This is a genomic window from Paenarthrobacter sp. R1, assembly GCF_030264015.1.
Taxonomy (GTDB): domain Bacteria; phylum Actinomycetota; class Actinomycetes; order Actinomycetales; family Micrococcaceae; genus Arthrobacter; species Arthrobacter ureafaciens.
On sequence record NZ_CP127115.1, the window covers coordinates 3,135,042 to 3,160,923 of the forward strand.

A 25,882-nucleotide genomic window follows, 5' to 3' on the forward strand; every position below is an offset into this window, starting at 1 on the left:
TCCCCTATAACTACGGGGTTGCGGGAAGGGCATGCGGCTAATGATTGAGCAAATTTTGGTGCTACGCGTGCATCGCACCCTTGAACCAGCCCGTAATGGACGCCGGGTGGGTGATGGCCGTGCCGGCCACTACTGCGAAGGCGCCGGCATCGAGGGCCTGCCGGGCATGGGCGGGTGTATGGATGCGGCCCTCGGCGATGAGCGGTTTGCCCAGGTTCGCCGAAGCGATTTCCGCCAGCAACGCCAGGTCCGGCCCATCGGTCTTGGGGCGCTCGCCGGAGTACCCGGCGAGGGTGGTTCCGATGAGGTCTGCACCGCCTTGGACGGCAGCGGCCGCGTCGTCGAACGAGCCGCAGTCGGCCATCACCAAGGCATGGGATTCGGCATGGATACCGGCAATGGTCTCTACCAGGGACAGGCCGTCCGGCCGGGCACGCCGAGTCCCGTCAATGGCCACCACATGCGCGCCGGCATTCGCCACGGCAAGGGCATGACGGAGGGTGGGTGTGATGAAGACGCCGTCGTGGCCGTCTTTCCAGAGTCCGATCACCGGCACCTCGACGGCGGCGCGGGTGAACTGCACGTCCGCCAACCCTTGGACGCGGACGGCCGCAGCACCGCCAATGACTGCGGAAGCCGCCACCTGGCCGGTGGTGCGGGGATCACGCATGGGCTCGCCGGGGTACGCCTGGCAGGAAACAATCAGCTGGGAACGGAGGGCCTCGAGGCCTTCGGCGGTGAGGATCATGGTCCCTTCCTTACTTAAGAACGAGTTTCGCAGCGCCGACGATCGCCGCCGTATTACCCAAGGTGGCGCGAACTACCGGTACGGAAGCCAAAGGGGCCAGGAGTTCCTGGCGCAGGGCGGTCTCCATGGGCTTCCACCAAAGCTCCCCGGCGTCGGCAAGGCCGCCGGACACCACCACGACTTCAGGGTCAAGGATATTGATGAGGCCGCCCAGGGCTTGCCCGGCGGCTTTGGCACCGAGCCCGACGGCGGCACGGGCGGCGACCACGGCACCGGGAGCGGCGCCGGCAGTGGCAGCGACGCCGCTCACGGCGTCGTGGTTCCCCTGGGCGATCGCGAACACACCACGGGTATCGGCGGCCTCCGACGCCAGACCACCGAACCGGAGGTAGGCCGCGTGGATGGCGGGCCCGGAAGCGACGGCTTCCACGTGCCCGAAACCACCGCACACGCAGGGCAGCGGATTTCCGTCCACTACGGCGTAGGGGGACGCGAAGTGCCCCACATGGCCGCCAACAAAACGGTGTCCCAGGAACGGCGAGCCGTTCAGGACAAAGCTGCCGCCCACGCCTGTACCGAAGGCGACCATGAGGGAACTGTCGGTGCCTGCGGCTGCACCCAGCCATGCCTCGCCGAGGGCGTGCGCATGGACGTCGTTGACGGTCCGGACCGGAAGTCCCACACGGGCGGAGAGCCCTGCAACAAGCTTCGTTCCGGTCCAGCCCAGGATGGCATCCGTTGCGGAGACCACGGTCCCGGCCGCGGCGTCGATGACTCCCGCGGAGCCGACGCCGACGCCGGACGCTGTCAGTCCGGCGTCGGCAGCGCGCTCAACCAAGCCCGAAACCAGCGCTGCGGTGGCATCCAGGATTGCTTCGCCACCGGTCCGGTTCAGCGTCGGAATGGTCCCCGACATCAGTACCTCCCCCGACTCTGAGACAACCCCGGCGGCGGTTTTGGTACCGCCGAGGTCAACGCCGATCACGTGGGTCATGGAAGCGGTCATCGAACCGGTCATTGAGGACTAGACCAGCCCGTTGCGTTCCAGGATGGCGCGGATCGCGGCGGTCTCTGCGTCGTTCAGGGTCAGCATGGGCTGGCTCATGGTGTTGGACTCGATGATGCCCATCACCTGCAGGGCGGTCTTGAAAGCGCCCAGGCCCGCAGCGCCGCCGGAAACGCGGCCGTTGGGGGTGTAGACGATCTCGAACACATCGGCCAGACGGTCTTGTTCCCGCGCGGCCAGGGCCCAGTCTCCAGCCTGTGCGGCATCGAAGAGGCGGCGGTAGCCGGCCGGATCAACGTTGCCGAGGCCGGGAACAACGCCCTGTGCGCCGCCGAGGAGTGCGCCGTCCACCACCACTTCGTGTCCGGTGAAGATATCGAAATTGGGGATGTCCTTGGCCTGCAGCAGCAGTTGGCGGAAGGAGACGTCGTCGCCGGAGGAGTCCTTGACGCCGGCAATCACGCCGTCGCGGCCAAGCCGGACCAGGAGGTCGGTGGGCAGCTTGAAGTGGGTGCGGACGGGCACGTCGTAGGCGAAGATCGGCTTGTCGATGGCCGCGTGGATGCTGCGGAAATGGGTTTCGGTCTCCGCGACGTTGCCGATCGCGTAGTACATGGACGTGACAACGATCGCGTCGGCGCCGAGGTCCACTACCTTCCGGGCTTCCTCGATGACGCGGTTGGTGGTCTGCTCGTTGGCACCCACAATCAGGGGAACCGCACCTGCGTTGGCTTCGGCGATGGTGGTGACCACCAGTTCGCGCTCGGCGTTGGTCAGGTAGGGGACCTCGCCGGAGGAGCCCAGGACGAAGAGCCCGGCCACACCGCCGTCGATCAGGTGCTTGGTGACGTTCTTCAGCGAGTCGGTGTCGACGCTGCCGTCGGCGTGGCGGGGGGTGATGACCGGGGGAATGACGCCCTGGAACTGAGTGGACACAGAAATCTCCGTTGGTTGTAACTTGTGAGGGGAAAAACTAGATGTGGAGCAGGCTCGGCGCGGCGCCCAGCAGCTTTTTGGTGTAGTCGTTGCTCGGGTTGTCGAACACCTGCGCGGCGGTTCCTTGTTCGACGATCTTGCCGAAGTACATGACGCAGATCCGGTCCGAGACATAGCGGACGGTCTGGATGTCGTGGGAAATGAACACCATGCCCAGGTTCAACTGCGTCTTCAGGTCGGAGAGCAGGTTCAACACCTGTGCACGCACGGACACATCGAGCGCGGAGGTCGGTTCATCGGCAACGATGATGTCCGGGTCCAGGGCCAGTGCGCGGGCGATCGCCACACGCTGGCGCTGGCCGCCGGAAACCTGCGACGGCGTCACTTCGGCTGCCGATTGCGGCAGGCCAACCAGCGCCAGCAGTTCCTTGACCTTTGCCGCACGACTGGACGCGGTGCCGATGCCGTGGACCTGCAGGGGATCGGTGAGGATGTCCTGGATGGTCATGCGCGGGTTCAGCGCCGTTGCCGGGTCCTGGAAAACCACGGACACGGAACGGCCGAACTCCTTGCGCATGGCCGCGTTGCGCTTGATGGCCGGCTTCCCGTGGAACAGGACCTTGCCCGACGTCGGGGGCTGGAGTCCGACCAGCACGGAGGCAAGCGTCGACTTGCCGCAGCCGGACTCACCGACGATGCCCACGGTCTCGCCGCGGCTGATGGTGAAGTCCACGCCGTCCACTGCCTTGACGATGTTCGGCCGGAACAACCCGCCGGTCCGCGCATGGTGGTAGACCTTGACGTCCTTGAGCTCGATCACGGGCTTCGAATCCCGGCGAAGTGATTCGCTCACTTTGCGTCCTCCTTCAAGTGGCTGGCCCAGTAGTGGTCCGTGTCCTCACCGTTCGCCGAAGCGACGGGCGTGAGGACCAGCTTTTGGTGCGGGTCGGCGTCGGGCCTGAGCGAGCGGGCGGCGAATCGGTCACCGGTTGCGAAGTCGCGTGGCGACGGTACGGTTCCCGGGATCTGGTGCAACCTGGCGGCGTCGGCCTCGATGGACAGCACCGCACCCAGCAGGCCACGGGTGTATTCGTGCTTCGGGTTCTGCAGGAGCTCCGACGCCTGCGCGGACTCCACCACCTGGCCGGCGTACATAACCGTGATGCGGTGGGCGAGGGAAGCGACCAAAGCGAGGTCGTGGCTGACAAACACCATGGCGAAGCCCAATTGCTCGCGCAACTCGTTGAGCAGGTCCACTACCTGTTTCTGGACGGTGACGTCCAAGGCTGTCGTGGGCTCGTCGGCCACCACGATCTTGGGCGAACGGGACAGGGCCATGGCGATCAGCACGCGCTGTCGCTGGCCGCCCGAGAGCTCGTGCGGGTAGCTGGCCAAGGTGCGGACGGGATCCAGCTTCACCATTTCCAGCAGCTCGGTCGGAGTCTTGCGGCCTCCGCGCTTGGTGAGCTGTTCCATCTGCTCCTTGATCTTCATGGACGGGTTCAGGGAGCTCAGGGCGTCCTGGTAGACCATGGCGATCTGTTCACCGCGCAGTCCGACGTAGGCCTTGGGATCGCTGTGCCCCGCCTTCGGATCCAGCAGTTCCTTGCCGTCGAACTTGATGGAACCGCTGATTTGGGCGGTTTTCGGCAGGAGGCCCATGACCGCGAGCGAGGTGATGGATTTGCCGCAGCCGGACTCGCCCACCAACCCCATCGTCTCGCCCTCACGGACAGTGAAGGAGACGTTGTCCACGATCGCGGTGTCGCCGAAGCGGCCGGGGAAGCGGATGGACAGGTCCTTGACCTCGAGGACGTTGCGTGCGCCTGCCGGCACCTGCGGGAGGCGGTCGGTGCGCTTCGCTTCGATCGAGGCGAGGAGTTCAAGTTCGCGGTCCAGCAGGAGGTGCGGATTGACGACGGCGGTCCGTACGTCGGTGAGCACGGCCGACTTGCCGAACTCGTCGGTGACGCCGTCACCGGATGCGGCCCGGACGGCGTCGAGCTCGTGTTCTTCAACCACGGACGGCTGGGCCGGGGAGGTGGCTACCTCGGTGTCCACGGCAGTTGCGACGGCGGCGGTGGAACCGTCGTCGTCCTTGACCGCCGGAGCCTTGCGAAGCTTGGGGTTGACCATTGCGTCGGTGAGGCCCTCGGCCAGGATGTTGAGGGAAAGGACCGTGAGCAGGATCGTCAGGCCGGCGAACGTGGTGGCCCACCATCCGCCGGAAAGCACCAGGTTGCGGCCGTAGGAGATCACGTTGCCCCAGGATGGAGCGGGGTCCTGCACGCCGGCGCCGAGGAAGGACAGCGACGCTTCCAGGATGATGGCATCGGCCACCATCACCGTGGCGAACACCAGCACGGGAGCGGCGGTGTTGCGGACGATGTGCTTGACCAGGATGTAGAAGCGGCCGGCCCCGATTACCCGTTCGGCGCGGACGTAGTCTTCGCCGTACTGGGCCAGGACGTTGGCACGGACAACGCGAGCCAGTTGCGGGGTGTAGATGATGGCGATCGCGATGATGATGGTGGGGACCGAGTTACCGAAGGCGGCCAGCAGCACGGCGGCAAGGGCGATGCCCGGGAACGCCATGAGGATGTCCATGATCCGCATGATGACCTCGTTGACGGCCTTGCTGGAGGTCGCGGCGAGCGAGCCGAGAAGGGCGCCCACCAGGATGGCCAGGCCGACGGCGCCGAGGCCGATCATGAGCGACGACTGCGCACCGAAGAGCAGGCGGGAGAAGATGTCGCGGCCCAGCCGGTCGGTGCCGAAGAAGTGTTCCGCACCCGGGGGAGTGGCCGGAATGAACGTCTCCAGCGGATCGTGCGGGGCGAGTACCGGCGCGAAGACGGCGGCGACGGCGATCACTATGAGGAAGAGCAGGGCGATACGGGAGCCCCAGGGCAGGGCCTTGAAACGAATGCCCGGGGCACTTAGCCGTTCTGCGAGCTTGCTGCGCATGAGCTATACCGTCCTGATTCGGGGGTTGATGAGCAGGTAGAGAAGGTCCACCACGATGTTCACCAGAACGAACGTGACAGAGATGGTGAGCACCACGCCTTGGACGAGGTTGACGTCAAGGTTGGTGATGCCGTTGAGGATCAACTGGCCCATGCCGGGCAGGGCGAAGATCATTTCAATCACGACGGCGCCACCCAGCAGGTAGCCCACGCGCAGTCCCAGCACGGTCACCGGGGTGACGAGCGCGTTGCGCAGCACGTTCCTGGAGACTACCTCGCGGTAGGGGACACCGTTGCCGATCGCGGTGCGGACGTAGTCCCGGTCCAGTTCCTCCACCATGGAGGTCCGGACCACGCGGATCAGTGAGGCAGAGACCGGGATGCCGAGCGCGAGGGCCGGAAGGGCCATCGAGTTGAGCCACCCGCCGAAGCCGGATTCCGGCGTCGCAATACCGCCCGAAGGGAACATCGGGTTGTTGCCGAGCGCGAACCACTGGATCAGGAGGATGCCGAGCCAGAAGGACGGGGTAGCGATCGCGGCGATGGAGAACACGCGGACCAGCTGGTCCTGCCACTTGTCGCGGTAGAGGGCGCCAAGGATGCCGAAGACCAGCGAAACCACGATCGCAATCAGCACGCCAAGGAACGTCAACTGCAGTGTCAGGGGAAAGGCCGAGCCGATCATGGAGGCCACGGACTTCGCCGGCGGGGTGGTGACGCCGAGGTCGAACTGCAGGAGTTTGCCGAGGAATCGGAAGTACTGCAGGAACAGGGGGTCGTTGAGGCCGTTTTCCTGGCGGTACTGTTGCTTCGCTTCTTCGCTGGCACCATCGCCGAGGGCCGAGCTTGCCTGGTCGCCGGGAGCGGCCTGCAGGACGAGGAAGACGAGCAACGTGATGCCCAGGATCATCAATGGCAATGCTGCAAGTCTGCGGCCAAGCAGACGCAATATCGTGACCAATTTATTCTCCGGTTGGTAGAGGTACAGCAGGGTTGCGGGCCCTGCCTTGCGGCCCGGGAGGGGAACCCGGGACGCAAGGCGGGCCCCGCAACGGTGGGGGACCGACTAAGCGGTACGTCCGACGTCGATGAAGGACACGCCGGTGGTGGGCAGGGGCCGGAAGCCGCTGAGCTTGTTCTCGTCCCAAGCGCTGGGCAGCTGGCGGTGGAAGATCGGGTACAGCGGGACTTCTTCGGAGACGAGGTCCACGATTTCGCCGACCGTCTTCTTGGCGGCATCGCCGGAGGCCTGCGAGCCCTTGTCCATGAGTTCCTGGAGCTTGGTGCGCTCGGGCGTGGTCCAGAAGGCGCGCTTTTCCATCCAGGTGCTGCCCGAGTAGAACCAGCTCAGGAGGAGGTCCGCGTCGTTGCCGAACACTGACGGGTCACCCGGGGCGGCAACCACGGTGTAGTCGCCCTTGCCCACGCGGTCGGTGTACAAAGCACCGGACTGGAGGTTCTTGACGGTGACCTTGACACCCGGGAGCTTGTTCCAGGATTCGAGGATCAGCGGAGCGACGTCCTTGACCCACGCGGTGTCGGTGGTGAGGAGTTCGAATTCGAGGTTGGTGACGCCGGCTTCCTTGAGCAGGTCCTCAGCCTTCTTGGCGTCGTAGCCGTAGACGTTCTTGGCCTTGACGTAATCCGGGTGGCCTTCCTGGAAGTAGGAGCTGGCGGCCTTGGCGTTGCCGAACAGGGCCTTCTTGATGATTGCTTCCTTGTCCATGCCGTAGTGCAGGGCCTGGCGGACCAACTTGTTGTTGAACGGTGCCTTGGCACAGTTGAACATGAGGAACAGAAGGCCGAAGGACTGCACCGACTCGACCTTGACCTTGGACTTGAGGCCGTCCACATCGAGGTAGGGGACATCCTCGATCGCCTGGACGCGTCCCGACTGGACTGCCGTGACGCGGGCCGCGGCGTCGGAGAGGAGCAGCCAGGTCATGCCCTTGGCGAGGGCGGGCTTCGGGCCGTTGTAGTCGGCGAAGGCTTCAAAGACGATCTTGTCGTCCTTCACGGCGGAAACGAGCTTGTAGGGGCCGGAGCCCACCGGCTTGGCGTCGAATGCCTTGGGAACGATCTTGACCACGGAGATACGCGGTCCGAAGCCCGGGAAGGCGTACTTGAGGGTGAACTCGACCGTCTTCCCGTCCAAGGGCTTGACGTCCTGGATGAACGGGATGAACTGGGAGAACAGCGACTTGTTGGCCGGGTCCATGACGCGGGTGAAGGAGAAAGCGACGTCTTCGGTGGTGACCGGAGAGCCGTCGTGGAACTTGGCACCCTCGCGGATGGTCACCTGGTAAGTGGTGTCGTTGACCTTCGTGGGGTCCGCTGCGGCGAGGGCGTTGTATGGCTCGCGCGTTGCCGGGTGCAGTTCGATGAGGCCTTCGAAGATGTGCAGGTTGGCTGCCATGGGCGTTGCACCGGAGGAGCTCAACGGGTCGAAGCCCGTGGAGAGCGCGTAGGAGATGCCCGCCTCAATGGTGAGGTCCTTGTTGACCGCAGCGGTGTTGGTCGCATTGCTGCTCGTGGTGCTGGCAGCGCCGCCGCACGCAGAAAGGGTCGCGGTGAAAGCAGCAGCGGCACCGACGGCTCCACTCAGCTTCAGGAAGTTCCTGCGGCTGGCGTCGTTGACCAGCGGCAGGCTATTGATCGTCTTGCTCATAGGGCCTCACAATTCACTTATCGTGGGTTATCGGATGTAGGACGTCCGATGCTCATAGTGAAACTGTAAGGGTGGTCACAACGAACGTCAAGTGAGAATCAGGTCACGCCGGGGTGTTCCGGAAGGCCTTCGGGGCGACTGTTCGAGGGCCCGGGAGCGGGACTTCCAGGGAAATTCCGCGGCATACTTATCAGGGAGGTGGGACATCCGATATTGTATGCTGCAATCATCAATCTGCAGTGGGCGCTAAGCTCGCTCCAATATTAACACCCGCACTTGCCGGCGGCGGAGGCGTCGAGCCTGCGCAGCGGTAACTGCTTTGGCAAGGAGAGCGCCATGACAACTTCCGGTGTAGTACCGCAGGCGCGGTTCAGTGCACAGGCGCGGCTGCGGGCTTTGCAGTCGGACATTATGGAACTGATCCTCGAGCGCGAACTCGAGGCCGGCGACCCCCTGCCCACGGAGAGTGAACTGTCCGTAGCCCTCGGAGTAGGACGCAACACGCTCAGGGAGTCCCTGAAGGTGCTCCAGGCCCTGGGTGTGATCGAGATCCGCCATGGCTTCGGCATGTTCGTCGCTCCGAGCAACTTCGATGCCCTGGCGGACGGGCTGACCTTCCGCGGCCGCCTCTCCCTGCGGCATCAGGGATTCGAAGCCCTGCAACTGGTAGACGTACGGCAAGCCCTGGAATCCGGCCTGATCGCATCTTCCATTGACGTCATGACGCCCGCGCAGCTGGCCTCCATTGAGGAAGCGGTCAAGCAGATGGAGGAGTTGGCGGCTTCGGGCGAGAACTTCGTCGCCGCCGACGCCGAGTTCCATCGCCGCCTGTTCGAGCCCCTCAACAACGAGCTCCTCATCAACCTCATGGGCGTGTTTTGGAAGGTCTACCGCAAGATCCACGTGGAGATAGGCGCCGGCAACGAGGACCTGGTCAAGACCGCCGCCACGCACCGCGATATCTACACCGCCGTGGCAGCCGGGGACAAGCCCCTCGCAGCCGAACTGCTCAACCGCCACTTCGACGGTATCCGCCGCCGCATCAGCGAGGCCGTGGGCGAGTAACGCGCCGAACCCAAGGGCCGCCGTCGTACTTCTGTTCAAGTACGACGGCGGCCCTTGCCGTTTCCGCTCAACGCACTTTCCCTGCCCCGCCACCACCCGCAGCCGCAAACTCCCTGCCCCACCACCCACTCCCTACTTCCCCAACTAGGTCGCATTAGCGCGCGTTTAGAGCCGTCTAAAGGCGCACAGCTGCGACTTAGTTGGGAGGGGTGGGAGGGGAGTGGGGGTGGGACGGGGAAAACAAAAGACCCGCACCGGCGAACCGGTGCGGGTCTTCATTTGTGCGCCCAAAGGGATTCGAACCCCTGACCTTCTGTTCCGTAGACAGACGCTCTATCCAGCTGAGCTATGGGCGCATTCTTGGTGATTCTCGGCGGTCTGTTTCTCTGACCCCCTCGAACCTCAATAAACTTTACAGAAGTTCACGTGAAGTTCCAAATCGACAGACTGTAATCTGCCTAACTAGACCGGTCTAGGTGACCTTCGTCACTTAAATCAGCCCTTCAGAAACTGGATTCCTTGATTTTCCGCGGTTTTCATTTGCGCGGCCCCCATTTGTCCGATGTCTGACAACGGATTGGTCTGGTCCGCGCCCCCTATCGTTTAGGACACACCACCGAACCCGACGAAGGGAACCGCAATGGGCGATCTGGCGCGACTGCCGCTGCTTGAGAAGGCACCTACTACGCATGCACGCCTGCTGGCCTGGGTCGAAGAAGTAGCTGAACTGACTCAGCCGGACCGCATCCACTGGGTTGACGGTAGCGAAGCAGAAAACAAGAAGCTGACAGACGAGCTGGTTGAGGCCGGCACGCTGAAGCGGCTCAACCCGGAGACGTTCCCGAACTCCTTTGCAGCTTTTTCCGATCCCGCTGACGTTGCCCGTGTAGAGGAGCAGACCTTTATCTGCTCCGAGAACGAGCGCGACGCAGGCTTCACCAACAACTGGATGGCCCCGGCCGAGATGAAGCAGAAGCTGCGCGGACTTTTCGCCGGCTCCATGCGCGGCCGCACCATGTACGTCATTCCCTTCGTCATGGGCCACCTGGATGCTGAAGACCCCAAGTTCGGCGTTGAGATCACCGACTCCGCCTACGTGGTTGCTTCCATGCGCATCATGGCCCGCATCGGCACCGACGTTCTGGAACGCATCACCCGGACCGACGCGTTCTTCGTACCGGCGTTGCACTCCCTCGGCGCACCGCTGGAACCCGGCCAGGCCGACGTCGCATGGCCGTGCAACCCGGAAAAGTGGATCGTCCACTTCCCCGAAGAGCGCTCCATCTGGTCCTTCGGTTCCGGCTACGGCGGAAACGCCCTGCTGGGCAAGAAGTGCTACGCGCTGCGCATCGCGTCGGTCATGGCCCGCGACGAAGGCTGGCTGGCCGAGCACATGCTCATCCTCAAGCTGACCTCTCCCGAGCAGAAGACCTACTACGTCTCCGCGGCCTTCCCCTCCGCCTGCGGCAAGACCAACCTCGCCCTGCTGGACCCCACCATCAAGGGTTGGAAAGTTGAGACCCTGGGCGATGACATCACGTGGATGCGCTTCGGCAAGGAAGGCGAGCTCCGCGCGGTCAACCCGGAAGCCGGTCTTTTCGGCGTTGCGCCGGGCACCGGGTGGGGTACCAACCCCAACGCCATGCGTGCCATTGCCAAGGGCAACAGCATCTTCACCAACGTCGCACTGACCGACGACGGTGGAGTTTGGTGGGAAGGCATGACCGAGGAGACCCCGGCACACCTGACCGACTGGCAGGGCAACTCCTGGACTCCGGACTCGGAGGCCCCGGCCGCGCACCCGAACTCCCGCTTCTGCACCCCGATCGACCAGATCGACATGCTTGCCGAAGAGTACTTCAGCCCCGAGGGCGTGGAACTCTCCGCCATCCTGTTCGGTGGCCGCCGCAAGACCACCATCCCGTTGGTCACCGAGGCCCGCGACTGGTCAAACGGCATCTTCATGGGCGCCACCCTCTCGTCGGAGACCACCGCTGCAGCGGCCGGTGCCGTAGGCGTAGTCCGTCGCGATCCGATGGCGATGCTTCCGTTCATCGGCTACGACGCTGGCGATTACCTGAACCACTGGGTGAACCTGTCAGCGAAGGCCAATCCCGAGCGTTTGCCCAAGATCTTCCTGGTCAACTGGTTCCGCCGCACGGCTGAGGGCGGCTTCGCCTGGCCTGGCTTCGGGGACAATGCACGCGTGCTCAAGTGGGCCATCGAGCGGCTCGAAGGCAAAGCCGACGCCGTGGAGACCCCCATCGGCTTCGTGCCGACCGGTGAATCCATCGACCTCGAGGGCCTGGACATGACCCCGGCAGAGGTGGAGGCAGCCGTCCGTGTGGATGCCGACGAATGGACCACCGAGCTGGCCTCCATTGAAGAGTGGTTCGCCAACTTCGGCGAATCGCTCCCGGCGGCGCTGAAGTCCGAGCTGGACGGCCTGAAGAGCCGCCTGGCCTAGACCTCGGGAAGCAGGAACCTCCGGAGGTAGGAACCTCCGGAGGTGCAGAACCTCTTAGGGACAATGGCGTCCCTGAGTGAACGACGACGGCCTGTCACCTTTTGTACGAAAGGTGACAGGCCGCCGTCGTTCCTTGCCTTAGTTGGCGAGCCAGACGTCCGGACCGAAGACCTCGTAGTGGATCCGCGTTGCCGGGATGCCCGCTTCGATGGCCTCGTCGCGGATCTTCTTCATGAAGGGCAGCGGGCCGCACAGGTAGAGCGAGGCATCTGCCGGAAGATCGACTTCGCGAAGCGACATGAAACCTTCCTTGGCGCCGGCCTGCGGAGTCTCAAGCCACAGCTGCAGGTCGGCATCGATCCTGGCGGCGTCGGCGGTCATCTGGCCGCTGAGCGCCCAGCTGTCCATGGAACGTTCGGCGTGCAGCACCACTACATCGCGGTCAGTGCCGGTATCTGCCAGGGAGCGCAGGATGGAAGCGGTGGGCGTGCAGCCGATGCCGGCCGAAGCGAGAACCACCGGGCCTGCCTCGTCCTTGAGCGTGATTTCGCCATAGGGGTTGGAGATCTCCAGGATGTCCCCGGGCTCGACGGCGGTGTGCAGGGCGGTGGAGACCTCACCGCCGTCGTTGAGCTTGGTGGTGAAGATCCGGCTGGTGCCGGCGTCGCCGGACAGCGAGTACTGGCGCACCTGGCGGAGGCCGTCAGGAAGGGTGACCTTGACGCTGACGTACTGTCCTGGCTTGGCTTCCGTGATGGGGGTTTCATCCGCCGGTTCCAGCGTGAAGGTCATGGCATCCTTGCCTGCTGCTTCCTTGCTGACGACGCGCCACGGCATCCACATGCGGGTGTTGGCCTGCGCTGCGTAGAGGTCCTTCTCCAACTTGATCAGGGCGTCCGCCATGAGCCAGTACACCTCGGTCCATGCTTCTGCGATCTCCGGGGTGATGACATCGGCCAGGTCGGCGGCAATGGCTGCGAAGAGGTGCTCGTAAACCACGCCGTACTGCTCTTCGACGATGCCCAACGAAGCGTGCTTGTGCGCAATGCGGGAGAGGACCTTTTCCGGCAGCGTGCCGGGGTTGTTCACCAAGTGCGTGGCGAAAGCGGCAATGCTCCCGGCCAAAGCCTTCTGCTGCTCGCCGGAACGCTGGTTCGATCGGCTGAAAAGACCATCCAGGAGTTCGGGGTGTGCTGTGAACAAGCGGTTGTAGAAATCGGCGGTGATTTCGCCAATCCTCGATCCGACCAGCGGAAGGGTGGCTTCAATGACGGGGCGGGACTTTTCCGAGAGCATGGTTCTCCTGGGGTTGGGGTCCGTGCACCTGCGCCGGACCGGATCAATACATGTATTTCAAATACCTGTATTTAGATCAATTTCTACTCCCCGTAGAAAAGAAGTGCAAATCGAGGGGGTTCGTTACGCCGGAGGTCTCACGCCGTGGTGACGGCGGGCTGGGAAGCGGGTGACGGATCCGTGCCGAACTGGGGACGCAAGCCGATGGTAGCGAAGACCGGATTCATCTGGCGGGCGTGGGGCAGGGACGCGATCACCACGGTGTCGAGTTCCTTGTAGAAAGCTTCCCTGGCCCGCTTCATGGCATGGCGCAAACCGCACTCGGTCAGCAGCGGGCAGTCGCCGTTGGGGGATTGGCACTCCGCCGGGTCTTGCCTGCTGTCCAGGTGGCGGAGGAGCTGCCCCACGGTTGCTTTACGACCGGCAGCGTTGAGCCGGGAGCCGCCAAGCCTGCCACGTTCGACGTCGATCAGGCCGAGTTCGCGGAGCCGGACCATTGCTTTGCTCACGTGGTTGTACGGGGTGCCGACGGCATTCGCCACAGCCTGAGTGGTCAGCAAAGTCCCCTCGGGCGCAGCTGCCAACACCATGATGGCGCGGAGGCTTACATCTGCGAACGCGTTGATCTTCATCGCTTCACCTAAGGTAGTGCGGGTCTAGTCCACCCAGACTGACGGCTCGTGGGTGTCCGGCTCCATGGGCTCAAAGGTGAACCCATCGTCTGTTACATGATAGGGAACTATCGCGGCAAGTACGGTGCCGTCCCTGTGTTCGGCCGCGCCGGTGATTCCATCGCAACCATGTTCCGGCAGGCTGGCATCGTAGGCAACGGCTACCGCGCGGTAGTCGTTTCGCCCCTGCTTGAGGAGCTCCTGCACGTCGGCAAGCATCTGCTCAGCATCGAGGTGACCGTCTTCGTCCGGCTCATTCGGGGTTACCAGGACGATCCTGAGTTCACCGTCATCGGACAAGGTGATTCCGAAGGGGAGGAAGCCGCCGTTCTGCAGGAGGTGTTCCTGGGCCGTGCCAATGGCTGTGCCCAAGGTGTCCCTGAGTTCCTGCTCCGCCGCATTCCCCGCTGCTTGAGGTTCGTGGCTCATATGATGGCTCCCCTATGCCCTGACGATGGCCAGGACGCGGTCGCGGATTTTCTCCATGGTGGGCTGGTCCTTCGCTTCGGCGTTCAGACGAAGGAAGGGCTCGGTGTTGGACGGGCGCAGGTTGAACCACCAGCTGCCGTCCTTGGCGGTAAATGTGCTGCCGTCCATGTTGTCGATCTCGACGTCCTCGGACTCGAAATCGACCCGAACGCGCTCTACCGCTGCGGCTTTGTCCTCGATCTCGGAGTTGATTTCACCGGAAGAAACGTAGGGCTCGTACTGGCGGCCCAGCTCGGAGAGCGGACCGTCCTGCTCGCCCAACGCGGCAAGCACGTGCATGGCAGCCAGCATGCCGGTGTCCGCATTCCAGAAATCCCGGAAGTAGAAGTGGGCGGAGTGCTCCCCGCCGAACACGGCACTTTCCTGAGCCATCACGGCCTTGATGAAGGAATGGCCCACCCGGGTGCGGACAGCACGGCCGCCATCAAGAGCGACGAGCTCCGGCACGGCCTTGGACGTGAGCAAGTTGTGGATGATCACCGGAGTCTCTTCCCCGGCGGCCTTTGCCCGGGCGATTTCACGGCGGGCCACCATGCCGGTGATCGCCGAAGGAGACACCGGGTCACCCTTCTCGTCAACAACGAAGCACCGGTCAGCATCGCCGTCGAAAGCCAAACCGATGTCCGCACCGTGCTTGACCACGGCGGTCTGCAGATCACGCAGGTTCTCCGGCTCCAACGGGTTGGCCGGGTGGTTCGGGAACGATCCATCAAGCTCGAAGTACAGCGGAATAATCTCAAAAGGCAGGCCCGGGAGGATTTTGTCACCCAGGACCGCAGGGGTGGTCAACCCCGCCATGCCGTTGCCGGCGTCGACAACAACCTTCAACGGCCGGGAACCGGAAAGGTCCACGAGCTTGCGGAGGTACTCGGAGTAGTCCTTCAGGACATCCCGCACACCGATCTGGCCACGCGTGGCGGCGGCCGGGATGCTGCCCTGGTTCAGGTATTCCTCGGCCAGGGCCTGGATCTCCTTCAAACCGCTCTCCGAAGAGATGGGCTGGGCTCCGGCCTTGGACATCTTGATGCCGTTGTACTCGGCCGGGTTGTGGCTGGCAGTGAACGTCGCGCCGGCTGCATTAAGCGCGCCGCAGGCGTAGTACAGCTCGTCCGTGGAAATAAGGTCCAGCAACTGCACGTTGGCGCCGCGGGTGGCAGCGCCCTTGGCGAACGCCTGGCTGAACTCGGGCGAGGAAGGCCGCATGTCCCCGCCCACCAGAACGGTCTCACCCTCCAACCCAAGGACGTCGATAAATGCAGCACCCACGGCTTCTACGATCTCGGCCGTGATTGATTCCCCCACGATGCCCCGGACGTCATACGCCTTGAAAGAGGCCGAGAGGTCAAAGGTCTTAGTCTGCTCGCTAGTCACGCGCTCAATCCTACTGTGAGGGTGCAAATGGGCATGAACCGCCTCCCGGCTATGTGGAGAACGGTTGTCCACATAGCCCTTCCTGCCCGTTATCGCTGTCAGGCCCTGCTGCAATACTGGGGACATGGCCAACATCCCGCAAAATGTCGCTCTTCCTGTGCAGTCGCCTACACGCCAGCAGGCGCTTGAATGCCTCAGGGAGCTCGTCGGGAATCCCCAAGCCGAGTTCCATGACGGACAATTCGAGGCCATCGAAGCGCTGGTGGACGCTGGACGCAGGGCCCTGGTGGTGCAGCGTACCGGGTGGGGGAAGTCCGCCGTCTATTTCGTGTCGTCCCTGTTGCTGCGCAGGCGCGGGGCGGGGCCAACCTTGATTGTTTCCCCTTTGCTGGCGCTCATGCGGGACCAGGTGGCTGCTGCGGCCCGGGCAGGTGTACGGGCCGTAGCCATCAACTCGGCAAATGCATTGGAGTGGGATACGGTCCTGGCCCAGCTGGCGGCGGACGAGGTCGATGTCCTGCTGGTGTCCCCGGAACGCCTGACCAATCCCTCCTTCCGGGAGAACCAGCTTCCCGAGTTGATCCGGCGGACGGGTCTGCTGGTGGTTGATGAAGCGCACTGTATTTCGGACTGGGGCCACGATTTCCGGCCGGACTACCGCCGCATCGCGGACCTGATCACGCAATTGCCGGAAACCGTCCCCGTGCTGGCCACCACGGCCACGGCGAACTCGCGTGTTGTCCATGACATCGAGGAGCAGCTCGGGGAAGGGGTACTGACCATCCGCGGCCCCTTGGGCAGGGAATCCCTGCGGTTGGGAGTGCTTAACCTCCCTGACTCCCGGGACCGCCTTGGCTGGTTGCTCACGCATCTGAACGATCTGCCCGGCAGCGGGATTATCTACACCCTGACCGTTTCCGCCGCCGAGGACACCGCCCGCCTGCTTGCCGAGGCGGGGCACAACGTCCTGGCTTACACAGGACGCACCGATCCCGCGGACAGGGAGCGCGCGGAGCAATTATTGAAGGACAACCAGGTCAAAGCGCTGGTAGCGACGTCAGCCTTGGGCATGGGGTTCGACAAACCCGATCTCGGCTTCGTCATCCACTTGGGCGCGCCGTCGTCGCCTGTCGCGTACTACCAGCAGGTGGGCCGTGCCGGACGTGGCGCTGCGAATGCCGACGTCCTGCTGCTTCCCGGCTCCGAAGACCGCGAGATCTGGCAATACTTCGCCACCGCTTCGATGCCTTCGGCCGAGAAAGCGCAGGCCGTCCTGAACGTCCTGGATGAAGCTGGTTCCGCCCTTTCCACGGTGGCCTTGGAAGCGAGGGTGGACCTGCGCCGGACGCCCCTGGAGCTGCTGCTCAAGGTGCTCGCCGTGGATGGAGCGGTGGAACGGGTTGGAGATGGCTGGAAGGCAACCGGGCAACCCTGGGCCTACGATGCTGAACGCTACTCCCGCATTGCCGAGGCACGCGTGGACGAGCAGGAATCGATGATCGTCTACGAGGACACCTCGGGGTGCCGCATGGAGTACATCACCTCAGTCCTTGACGATGAAACCGCGGCACCTTGCGGCCGTTGTGACAACTGTGCCGGGCAGTGGTTCCCGAAGGACATTGCCGAGGCAGCCGCTGACGCTGCGGGGCAAACGCTTCGCCGGGCGGGAATTGTGGTGGAGCCGAGGCTGCAGTGGCCGTCCGGAATGGACCGGCTGGGTGTGGCGGTGAAGGGCAAGATCAAGCCGGACCAGTCCGTGGCGGAAGGGCGTGTCCTGGCCCGCCTGACCGACCTGGGCTGGGGCGGAGCGCTGCGTGAACTCTTTGCCGCCGGCGCTCCGGACCGCCAAGTGGACCCTGCCATGCTCCAAGCCTGCGTTCAGGTGCTGCGGGAGTGGTCCGGTGCCGAGGGCGGGACGGCGTGGAGTGGAGCGGGCCGTCCGGTGGCCGTTGTGAGTGTTCCTTCCAGGAGCAAACCACAGCTGGTGGACTCGCTGGCCCGGGGAATCGCCGGCATAGGCCGCATGCCGTACTTGGGTGCCCTGCAACCTCACCATGGCGGACCCGTTGGAGCCCGGGGTGGCAACAGCGCTTACCGCCTTGCGGGAGTATGGGAACGGTTTGCGGTGGGTGAAGAACTTGGCCAGGCGTTGGTGGGCGCGCAAGGACAGCCTGTACTCCTGGTGGACGATCTCATCGACAGTCGGTGGACCATGACGGTGGCCGGCCGGTGCCTCCGGGAAGCAGGTGCGGGGGCGGTCCTTCCCCTGGCGTTGGCCCAGGCTGGATAGCGGCCGCCGCCCCTTGCTGCGGACAGGACCGCTGCAGGACCCGTGTCATGCCCGGCCAGGTTGTGTCATGTTGTGATCGCTCCCACATCCCGTCTATAGGATCGATGAAACACACCCGCTTCCCAGCGCGGGATACCGTTTGATCCGGACCGGAGCCATGAGCACAGAATCGAACCGCACCGACGTCGCAGCCCCAAGTGAGAGCACGTGGCAGCCAAAGCTCGCGTTGCTGGTGGCGGCCACCTTCTTCATGGAGTTCCTGGACGGAACCGTCCTGACCACCGCGATCCCGAGCATCGCCTCCGATTTCCGCGTGCCCGCAGCAGATGTCAACATCACCATGACCGCCTACCTGGTGACTGTGGCCATGGGGATACCGTTGAGCAGCTGGCTGGCGGAACGAATGGGCGCCCGGAGGGTGTTTTGCTTCGCCATTGCAGTATTCACGATCGCGTCCCTGCTGTGCGCGGTGAGCCAGGACCTGACGATGCTCACGCTCAGCAGGGTGGCCCAAGGTGCGGGCGGGGCCATGATGGTTCCGGTCGGGACGCTGGTGGTCCTCCGGGGAACGCCGAAGTCCGAGCTTCTCCGTGCCACCGCTTACCTCGTGTGGCCGGGCCTTCTTGCACCGGTGTTGGCCCCGATGGTCGGCGGAGCGCTGACGACGTTCCTCTCCTGGCACTGGATCTTCCTCATCAACCTCCCGTTGGGCCTGGCCGCATTCATCGCCGCGCTGCGCTTGGTTCCCCGGACCGCCGTCGGGGATAAACGCAGGCTTGACTGGCTGGGACTGTTGCTGACGACGCTTGGCGTGGGTGCCCTGGTGGTAGGCCTTGAAACATTGGGCGGCCACACACCGGGGCTGGTGGCTGCGGTAGTGGTTGGAGGCGGCGTCCTTTCCTTGGCCGGAGCGGTCTGGTGGATGACCAGGGCAAAAGTCCCGCTGTTCAACCTTGGGGTCTTCGGAACGAGGACTTTCCGTGCCACGTCCACGGGCGGCTTCATCTACCGGCTCACCATCAGCTCGGTTCCCTTCCTGCTGCCGTTGATGTTCCAGGATGGATTCGGTTGGGATCCCCTGAAGGCCGGTGTCATGGTGGCGGCGGTCTTTGTGGGCAACATCGGCATCAAACCGGCTACCACCCCCATCATCCGGCGGTTCGGGTTCAAGCCCGTACTGGTCTTTGCCTCTTTCGCCTCGGCGGTGACGTTTGTTCTGTGCGCCTTCCTGTCGGCCGAGACTCCCGAGCCGGTAATTTTCGGCCTGCTGCTGCTCAGCGGCGCTTTCCGGTCCATCGGCTTCTCCGCGTACGCCTCGGTGCAGTACGCGGATATCGTCCCTGAGCAACTGCCGTCGGCCAATGCCATCTCTGCCACGCTGGTGCAGCTGGCGGCCGGTGCCGGAATTGCCGTGGGAGCACTGTTCCTCCGGTTGTTCGAAACCGCCGGGTTCCTGGGTGGGGAGAACACCGCTTACAAAGGGGCCTTCCTGGCCATGGCAGTACTGATGCTCGTGAGTACCGTGGACAGCCTGATGCTTCACCGGGATGCCGGCGCGGAGGTCAGTGCAGGCGGTCGTGGCCGCCAACCCCGCTAACGCCGCTAACCCTCGAAGGGGGTCCTGCAACCCCGGGTTAAACGCAAAAGGTCCCGGTTCGAAGACCGGGACCACTTCGCGGAGACGGGGGGATTTGAACCCCCGGTCGAGTTTAACCCCGACCCTTCATTAGCAGTGAAGTCCATTCGGCCGCTCTGGCACGTCTCCAATTGCTATTGCTAGCCCACCAAGGATACGCAGAACGTGCGGCACAGTGCAAAACAGCCGTCAACCAAGCCTGGGCCTTACTCGCCCCCGGCCAACGCCCGCCAGAGGAAGTGGTTGCTCCTGGCCTGCAGCGCGGCGGCTTGCCTGTTGTCCGAAGCTCCGGCGTGCCCGCCCTCCAAGGCTTCGTGGAACCAGACGTTGGGGATGCCCATGGCCTGCATCCGGGCGGCCATCTTCCGGGCCTGGACGGGACCCACGCGGTCGTCCGAGGTCGCAGTCCAGATGAACGTTTCCGGGTATTCCACTCCGTCACGGAGCAAGTGGTACGGGGAGAACGTGCGGATGAATTCCCACTGCCCGGGCACATCGGGATCTCCGTATTCGGCAATCCAGGAGTATCCGGCGGACAGCTTCGTGTATCGGCGCATGTCCAGCAGCGGCACCCCGCAGGAGATCGCCCCGAACAGTTCGGGGTACTGCGTGAGCATGTTGCCCACCAGCAGCCCGCCGTTGGAGCCGCCCACGCACCCCAGGCGTTTCCGGCTGGTGACTCCCCGCGAGATGAGGTCCTGCGCAACCGCTGCGAAGTCCTCGTAAGCGCGGTGCCTGTTTTCCCGGAGGGCTGCGTGGTGCCAGGACGGTCCGTATTCGCCTCCGCCGCGGATGTTGGCCACCACGTAGACCCCGCCGCGGACGTGGGCGTCCTCCCCGGTGGTGCGGCGTTCAAGCCATGCCCGGCCGATCGTTCCGCTGTAGGCAGGGGTGCGGGAGACCTCGAACCCGCCGTAGCCGGAGAGCTGCGTGGGGTTCTGACCGTCCAGGACCAGGTCTTTGGAAGCGACCTGGAAGTAAGGGATGCGGGTGCCGTCGGCCGAAACAGCGAAGTGCTGTTGGACCTCGTACCCGGCTTCGTTGAAGAACGACGGCGAGCGCTTCACCTCTTCGTGGTGGCTCCCGGCAGGTCCGAGTGAGCCGCGCGTGAGGGTCGTGGGAGTAGTGAAACCTGTGGCCACCAACCAGTAGTCGTTTCCGGCGCCGGATTCGTCCTCGTCGTCCACTGCATAGGCGTTGACGTCATGGAGCGGGGGACAGGCGTCCAGGGTGCTCCAGGCCCAGGAACCGGAGTCGTCCGGCTTTGAGGGGTCCAGCACCCGGATCTCGGAGGAGACGTCCCGCAGCAGGTTCAGCAGCAGGTAGTCCCTGGTCCAGCTCCAGGACTGCAGGGACGTGTGGTCGTCGGGCGTGAACAGCACCACCACGTCGCGTGTGCCGGCCAGCCACTCTTCAAGGCCTGCCGCGAGGAGGGAGCCGGCAGGGTATTGGACGCCGGCAACGGACCAGTCGTGCCGTGGACGGAACATCAGCCATTCGCGGTGCGCGCTGATGTTGACGTCCGTCGGGACGTCGATGTCCATCCAGGCGCCGTCATGGAGCAGCGACGTCCGCTGGTTGTAGAAGTCGATGTAGTCCACGGCGAAAGTGCGCTCAAAGCCTGGCGTGGAGTCGTGGGCGACCATGGCCAGCATGTGGTCTTCGGGGATCTCGAAGATCTGTTCCGCTGATGCCAGGGATTCGCCGCGGCGCAGCTTCACCGCGGTTCGGGCGTAGGAGGAGGAAGTTGCGGGTAGTCCGTCGGCGGTGCTGGAGACCAGGAGAGTGTCTGCATCGAGCCAGCTGACATGGCCCTTCGCGGTGGGTAGGTCAAAGCCACCATCGGCCGGGTCCACGAACGTCCTGGTGGCGAGGTCGAATTCGCGGTACCGGTTGGCGTCGCCGCCGTCGGGGGAGAGGGAAACCATGGCGAGCCGGTAGTCGGAACCGTCGGACGGGCGAAGGAAGCCGGCCCCGTGGAACACCCACTCGATACCTTCGGAGGCTGCCAAGGCGTCCACATCCAGCAGCTCGTCCCAGTCCGGTGCGTCGGAGAGGTAGCTCTCCCACGTGGTGCGGCGCCAGAGGCCCTTGGGGTGTTCCCGGTCCTTCCAGAAGTTGTAGTAGAAGTCCCCCCGCTTGTTCACCATGGCGATGCGGTCGGTGGAGTCCAGGACCTCCAGGATGCCCGCTTCCACCGCCGCGTATCCGGCGTCTTCCAGGAGTTCTTCGGTTCGGGCGTTTTGTTCACGGACCCATGCCAGCTGTTCTTCGCCGTGGATGTCCTCCAACCAGACAAACTCATCCGTTGGCTCGGGTGCGACGTCGGCGTGGCGGGGCCCTGGCTGCTCGCGTTCTTCGGGCAAGGGCGATTGATCAGCTGCTGTGGTGGTCATCGCCCCATCCAAGCAACACAGGTAAAAGGGAAGCAAGTCATGCAGAAGTTAAGCTTGAGCGTGGCTACTTCCCAAACCAACCGTGTTGCCCTTGTCGGGGCTGGTCCCAGGGGTACCAGCGTCCTTGAGCGGTTGCTCGCGAACCGGGCGGCGGCAGGGAACGGCGGAAGCACGCTCCACATCCACGTCATTGACCCCTATCCGGCCGGTTCGGGGCACGTTTGGCAGCCCGGGCAGTCCCGGCTGTACCTGATGAACACGCAGTCGTTCTATCCCACCCTGATTCCCCAGGAACCGGAGCTTGCCCCGCCTCTGGCGGGCGGTTCGTTCGACGAATGGCGCGTGACCCGGCGTCGTGACGGCCAGGGACTCAGCGACGCCGAGAAGGCCGAGTTGTCCGCGCTGGCGTCCGACAACTTCCCGAGCCGCGCCCTGTACGGGCGTTACCTGCAGCAGACGCTGGCTGAGCTGCTCCAGCGGGTGCCCGACGGCGTGGACGTCACCTTCCATGAAACGTCGGCGGTGGCGGCCCGCCCGGCGGGTAAGGCGTTCGACGTCGAACTGGCCGACGGCGGTACCCTCACCGTCGATTCGGTGGTGCTCGCCCTTGGCCACATTGAAGCCCGCCTGAACCCCGAGCAACGCTCCTTCCAGGTGGCCGCCGAAGAACACGGACTGCTGTACTTCCCTCCGGCGCCTCCGGCCGACGTGGACTGGTCCATAGTGCCGGACAACGAACCCGTGCTGGTCCGGGGAATGGGCCTGAACTTCTTCGACGTCATGGGGCAGCTGACCGAGGGCCGCGGCGGCAAATTCGTGGACGCCGTCGCCCCGGGTACCGGCGCCCTGGAGTACCGTGCTTCCGGGCGCGAACCGAAAATCATCGCAGCGTCCAGGCGAGGCACCCCGTACCGGGCCAAAGCCGGGCTGTCCGGCTACTACGCCACGAGCATCACCCTCCGCTACCTGACGGAAGCCGCCGTCGACCGCTTCCGGGCTGCGGGGATCCAGCCCGGCTTCGACCATGATCTGTGGCCGCTCCTGCACCGGGACGCGTTGTGGGCGTACTACGCAACGTTGGCACGGTCCCAACCGGCCGCGATCCGGGACTCGGCCCAATTCCTGGCCGACCTGGAGGACGCGCTGCAGCCGCATGCGCACGCAACGGGCAACTGGGAAACCGAAGTGGGGGCGCTGGTCGAAAAACACGTGGTGGCTTCGCGCCGGCTGAACCTTCGGGCGCTCGCCGCCCCGTTGGCGGGCCGGACCTTCGCCTCCCGCCGCGAGTTGGACAAGGCCATCACCGATTACCTGGATGATGATGCCCTGCGTTCGGAGCTCGGCGAAGCCGATCCTGTGAAGATGGCGATCGGCGCACTCCATACGGGCCGCGCGATCCTTAAGACCGTGGTGGCGGACGGTGGAATCACGGATGAGTCGTGGGTGGCGGAGCTGCGCGGCTGGTTCGAATCCTTCGTCGAGGGACTGGCCAGCGGGCCTCCCGCACTTCGTTCGGAGCAGCTGGCCGCCTTGGCGCGTGCCGGCGTCGTGAGTTTCGTGGGGCCGGACCCGAAATTCAGCGTGGACCGAAACGCCAAGGTCTTCCGCGCCTTTTCGCCCTGGGTGCGGGATGCGCCCGTGCAGGCGAGGACCCTGATTGAAGCGATGTCGCCCGCCAACCGGGTGGGTATCAACGTCTCCCCGTTGCTGGAACAGCTCATGGAGGACGGCCTGGTGCGAACCAAGATCATGATGAGCGTCGAGGGGACGCCGGTGCAGACCACCGGCCTGGATGTGGAACCACATCCTTACCGGCCCGTGGCCGCGAACGGCTCGGTAACCGAGGGTTTGTACGTGCTGGGCCTTCAGCTGTCGGCAACCCAGTGGGGGACCGCCATCGCTGCCGAGGCGAAACCGGCAACGGGCCAGGCCTACACCAGCGGACAGCGGACGCTGCGCGACGCCGACGAGATCGCGCGGAGCATCCTGGGGCTTTAACCCCTTTTATGACGACCGTGGATGCCGGGCGTTTGCAGCGGGTGCCCGCCCTTCGCTAGTGTGTGATCTGCGTCACCGGCTGGTGATGCGCGCTAGTGATCCGCGGCGGGAGAGTCCTGCCGGTACATCCCGTCAGGCGCCGTAGGAGCAAACCCTCCCCAGGAATCTCTCAGGCACCCTGTACCGCCGCGGCGAGGCAACTCTGGAAAGAAGCACGGTTCCCACCGGGCTCACCGAAGGTGCAAGCGTTCCTGCCTGCAGGCACGCGGAAACTCTCAGGTCAATGACAGAGCGGGGAGGAACCCGAATCATCGTGGCATTCCGGTGCCGCCTGAACAATGGAGTTCCTCATGACGATTCAGCGCCCGCCAACAGACAACAACCATGAGCCCCACCTCGAACGGCAACTCAGCAACCGCCACATCCAACTGATCGCCATTGGCGGTGCCATCGGAACCGGCCTGTTCATGGGCTCCGGGAAAACCATCTCCGCCGCCGGGCCCTCCGTCATTTTCGTCTACATGATCATCGGCTTCATGCTGTTCTTCGTCATGCGGGCCATGGGCGAGTTGCTGTTGAGCAACCTGAACTACAAGTCCTTCAGCGACTTCGCCGCAGACCTTCTGGGTCCGTGGGCGGGATTCTTCACTGGATGGACGTATTGGTTCTGCTGGGTTATCACGGGCATCGCGGACGTCATTGCGATAGCCGGCTACTCGGAAGAGCTGTGGCCGGGCTTGCCCCTCTGGATTCCCGGACTCATCACGATCGGCATCCTCCTGCTCTTGAACCTGGCAACCGTGAAGGCCTTCGGCGAGACGGAATTCTGGTTCGCCCTCATCAAGATCGTGGCCATTGCGGCGCTCATCATCGTGGGCCTGTTCATGATCTTCAGTGGCTTCCAGTCCGATGCCGGCCCTGCCAGCTTCACCAACCTCTGGTCCCATGGAGGCTTCTTCCCCAACGAATTCATGGGGTTCGTGGCCGGTTTCCAGATCGCAGTCTTCGCGTTCGTGGGTATTGAACTGGTGGGAACCACCGCTGCCGAAGCGAAGGATCCGGAGAAAAACCTTCCCAAGGCCATCAACTCCATTCCCATCCGTGTGCTGCTCTTCTACGTAGGCGCCCTCATCATCCTGATGTCCGTTACTCCGTGGACGCAGTTCGCGGCCGGCCACAGCCCTTTCATCGCCATGTTCTCGCTTGCCGGGCTTGGGGCCGCAGCCACGATCGTCAACCTCGTGGTGTTGAGCTCGGCGATGTCCTCCGCGAACTCCGGGATCTACTCCACGTCCCGCATGGTTTACGGCTTGGCGCAGGAAGGCGACGCGCCCGCAGTCTTCAGTGCGCTCTCCGGACGCAAAGTACCCCGCAACGCGCTGTTCCTTTCCTGCGTGCTGCTGCTCTCCGGCGTCGTCCTCATGTACGCCGGCCAGGACGTTGGCAAGGCCTTCGACATGGTCACCACGGTGTCGGCCGTGTGCTTCGTGTTCGTCTGGTCGATCATCCTGGCGAGCTACCTCGCCTTCCGGAAGCGTCGTCCGCAACTGCACGATGGCTCCGCGTTCAAGATGCCCGGCGGTGTTGTGATGGTTTGGGTGGTCTTCGCGTTCTTCGGGTTCATCATGTGGGCATTGACCACGCAGCCGGACACCCTCATGGCGCTGCTTGTCACGCCGGTGTGGTTCGTGGCGTTGGGCATCGCGTGGGCCATCCTGCGCCGCCGGCCGGCCCACGTGGCCCGGTTTGAAGCTTTCCGCGCGAGCCTGCAAGAGGACGCTGAACGGCTTCCCGAGCCTGAACCCGCACGCAAGTAGGACACAAAAAGCCAGGCCCCGCGACCACACGGACGCGGGGCCTGGCCCCTTCACTGCCAACC

General features: G+C 64.2%; 18 protein-coding genes, 2 tRNA genes and 1 riboswitch. Of the genes, 6 read left to right on the forward strand and 14 right to left on the reverse strand.

Translation table 11 applies throughout. From position 1 onward, the window contains the following. Positions 1–61: 61 nt before the first annotated feature. From QN084_RS15215 to QN084_RS15245, 7 genes are all read right to left on the reverse strand, one after another. Positions 62–748: an N-acetylmannosamine-6-phosphate 2-epimerase gene (locus QN084_RS15215; RefSeq protein WP_069694677.1), complete on the reverse strand. Its 687-nt coding sequence runs from the start codon at positions 746–748 to the stop codon at positions 62–64. 10 nt (positions 749–758) lie between these two features. Continuing rightward, positions 759–1,742, reverse strand: coding sequence for an ROK family protein (locus QN084_RS15220; protein WP_069694710.1), 984 nt, complete (start codon positions 1,740–1,742; stop codon positions 759–761). A 30-nt stretch (positions 1,743–1,772) separates the two neighbouring features. Further along, positions 1,773–2,690, reverse strand: coding sequence for a dihydrodipicolinate synthase family protein (locus QN084_RS15225; protein ID WP_062095244.1), 918 nt, complete (start codon positions 2,688–2,690; stop codon positions 1,773–1,775). A 37-nt stretch (positions 2,691–2,727) separates the two neighbouring features. After that, a complete protein-coding gene (locus tag QN084_RS15230; RefSeq protein WP_062095246.1) occupies positions 2,728–3,543 on the reverse strand; it encodes an ABC transporter ATP-binding protein in 816 nt (271 codons plus the stop codon). Continuing rightward, positions 3,540–5,657, reverse strand: a complete 2,118-nt coding sequence (locus QN084_RS15235) for a dipeptide/oligopeptide/nickel ABC transporter permease/ATP-binding protein (RefSeq protein ID WP_069694678.1) — start codon at positions 5,655–5,657, stop codon at positions 3,540–3,542. Before QN084_RS15235 ends, QN084_RS15230 begins: the two co-directional genes overlap by 4 nt. A 3-nt stretch (positions 5,658–5,660) precedes the next feature. Further along, positions 5,661–6,566, reverse strand: coding sequence for an ABC transporter permease (locus QN084_RS15240; protein ID WP_021474543.1), 906 nt, complete (start codon positions 6,564–6,566; stop codon positions 5,661–5,663). Between the two features lie 156 nt (positions 6,567–6,722). After that, positions 6,723–8,324, reverse strand: a complete 1,602-nt coding sequence (locus tag QN084_RS15245) for an ABC transporter substrate-binding protein (RefSeq protein WP_069694679.1) — start codon at positions 8,322–8,324, stop codon at positions 6,723–6,725. Between the two features lie 336 nt (positions 8,325–8,660). Between QN084_RS15245 and QN084_RS15250 the strand changes: the two genes are divergently transcribed. After that, positions 8,661–9,389: a FadR/GntR family transcriptional regulator gene (locus tag QN084_RS15250; RefSeq protein WP_069694680.1), complete on the forward strand. Its 729-nt coding sequence runs from the start codon at positions 8,661–8,663 to the stop codon at positions 9,387–9,389. A gap of 282 nt (positions 9,390–9,671) precedes the next feature. On the opposite strand, the gene QN084_RS15255 is transcribed toward QN084_RS15250, so the two are convergent. Further along, positions 9,672–9,745: transfer RNA gene (locus QN084_RS15255), tRNA-Arg, on the reverse strand. Positions 9,746–10,029: 284 nt separating this feature from the next. On the opposite strand from QN084_RS15255, the gene QN084_RS15260 reads away from it, so the two are divergent. After that, complete coding sequence (locus QN084_RS15260) at positions 10,030–11,856, forward strand: phosphoenolpyruvate carboxykinase (GTP) (protein WP_069694681.1); 1,827 nt, start codon at positions 10,030–10,032, stop codon at positions 11,854–11,856. A gap of 138 nt (positions 11,857–11,994) precedes the next feature. On the opposite strand, the gene QN084_RS15265 is transcribed toward QN084_RS15260, so the two are convergent. The 4 genes from QN084_RS15265 to QN084_RS15280 form a co-directional block, all read right to left on the reverse strand. Further along, a complete protein-coding gene (locus QN084_RS15265; protein ID WP_021474537.1) occupies positions 11,995–13,152 on the reverse strand; it encodes a globin domain-containing protein in 1,158 nt (385 codons plus the stop codon). A 137-nt stretch (positions 13,153–13,289) separates the two neighbouring features. Next, a complete protein-coding gene (locus QN084_RS15270) occupies positions 13,290–13,784 on the reverse strand; it encodes an RrF2 family transcriptional regulator (RefSeq protein WP_021474536.1) in 495 nt (164 codons plus the stop codon). 24 nt (positions 13,785–13,808) lie between these two features. After that, complete coding sequence (locus QN084_RS15275; protein ID WP_069694682.1) at positions 13,809–14,252, reverse strand: hypothetical protein; 444 nt, start codon at positions 14,250–14,252, stop codon at positions 13,809–13,811. 12 nt (positions 14,253–14,264) lie between these two features. After that, entirely contained in the window at positions 14,265–15,683 is a 1,419-nt protein-coding gene (locus QN084_RS15280; protein WP_069694683.1) for a phosphomannomutase/phosphoglucomutase, read from the reverse strand. Between the two features lie 124 nt (positions 15,684–15,807). On the opposite strand from QN084_RS15280, the gene QN084_RS15285 reads away from it, so the two are divergent. Together QN084_RS15285 and QN084_RS15290 are read left to right on the forward strand one after the other, a co-directional pair. After that, entirely contained in the window at positions 15,808–17,973 is a 2,166-nt protein-coding gene (locus QN084_RS15285; protein ID WP_069694684.1) for a RecQ family ATP-dependent DNA helicase, read from the forward strand. 157 nt (positions 17,974–18,130) lie between these two features. Next, positions 18,131–19,570 (forward strand): MFS transporter, encoded by a 1,440-nt coding sequence (locus tag QN084_RS15290; RefSeq protein ID WP_069694685.1) that lies wholly within the window; start codon positions 18,131–18,133, stop codon positions 19,568–19,570. A 79-nt stretch (positions 19,571–19,649) separates the two neighbouring features. On the opposite strand, the gene QN084_RS15295 is transcribed toward QN084_RS15290, so the two are convergent. Further along, positions 19,650–19,738, reverse strand: a tRNA-Ser gene (locus QN084_RS15295). A 77-nt stretch (positions 19,739–19,815) separates the two neighbouring features. After that, positions 19,816–22,005, reverse strand: coding sequence for a prolyl oligopeptidase family serine peptidase (locus QN084_RS15300; RefSeq protein ID WP_069694686.1), 2,190 nt, complete (start codon positions 22,003–22,005; stop codon positions 19,816–19,818). A gap of 60 nt (positions 22,006–22,065) precedes the next feature. Between QN084_RS15300 and QN084_RS15305 the strand changes: the two genes are divergently transcribed. Then, a complete protein-coding gene (locus QN084_RS15305; protein ID WP_031217320.1) occupies positions 22,066–24,003 on the forward strand; it encodes an FAD/NAD(P)-binding protein in 1,938 nt (645 codons plus the stop codon). A 96-nt stretch (positions 24,004–24,099) separates the two neighbouring features. After that, positions 24,100–24,199: riboswitch (glycine riboswitch) on the forward strand. A 154-nt stretch (positions 24,200–24,353) separates the two neighbouring features. Beyond that, the gene (cycA, locus tag QN084_RS15310; RefSeq protein ID WP_021474670.1) at positions 24,354–25,820 is read left to right on the forward strand and encodes a D-serine/D-alanine/glycine transporter; all 1,467 of its coding nucleotides are present in this window, start codon (positions 24,354–24,356) and stop codon (positions 25,818–25,820) included. Positions 25,821–25,882: the final 62 nt, after the last annotated feature.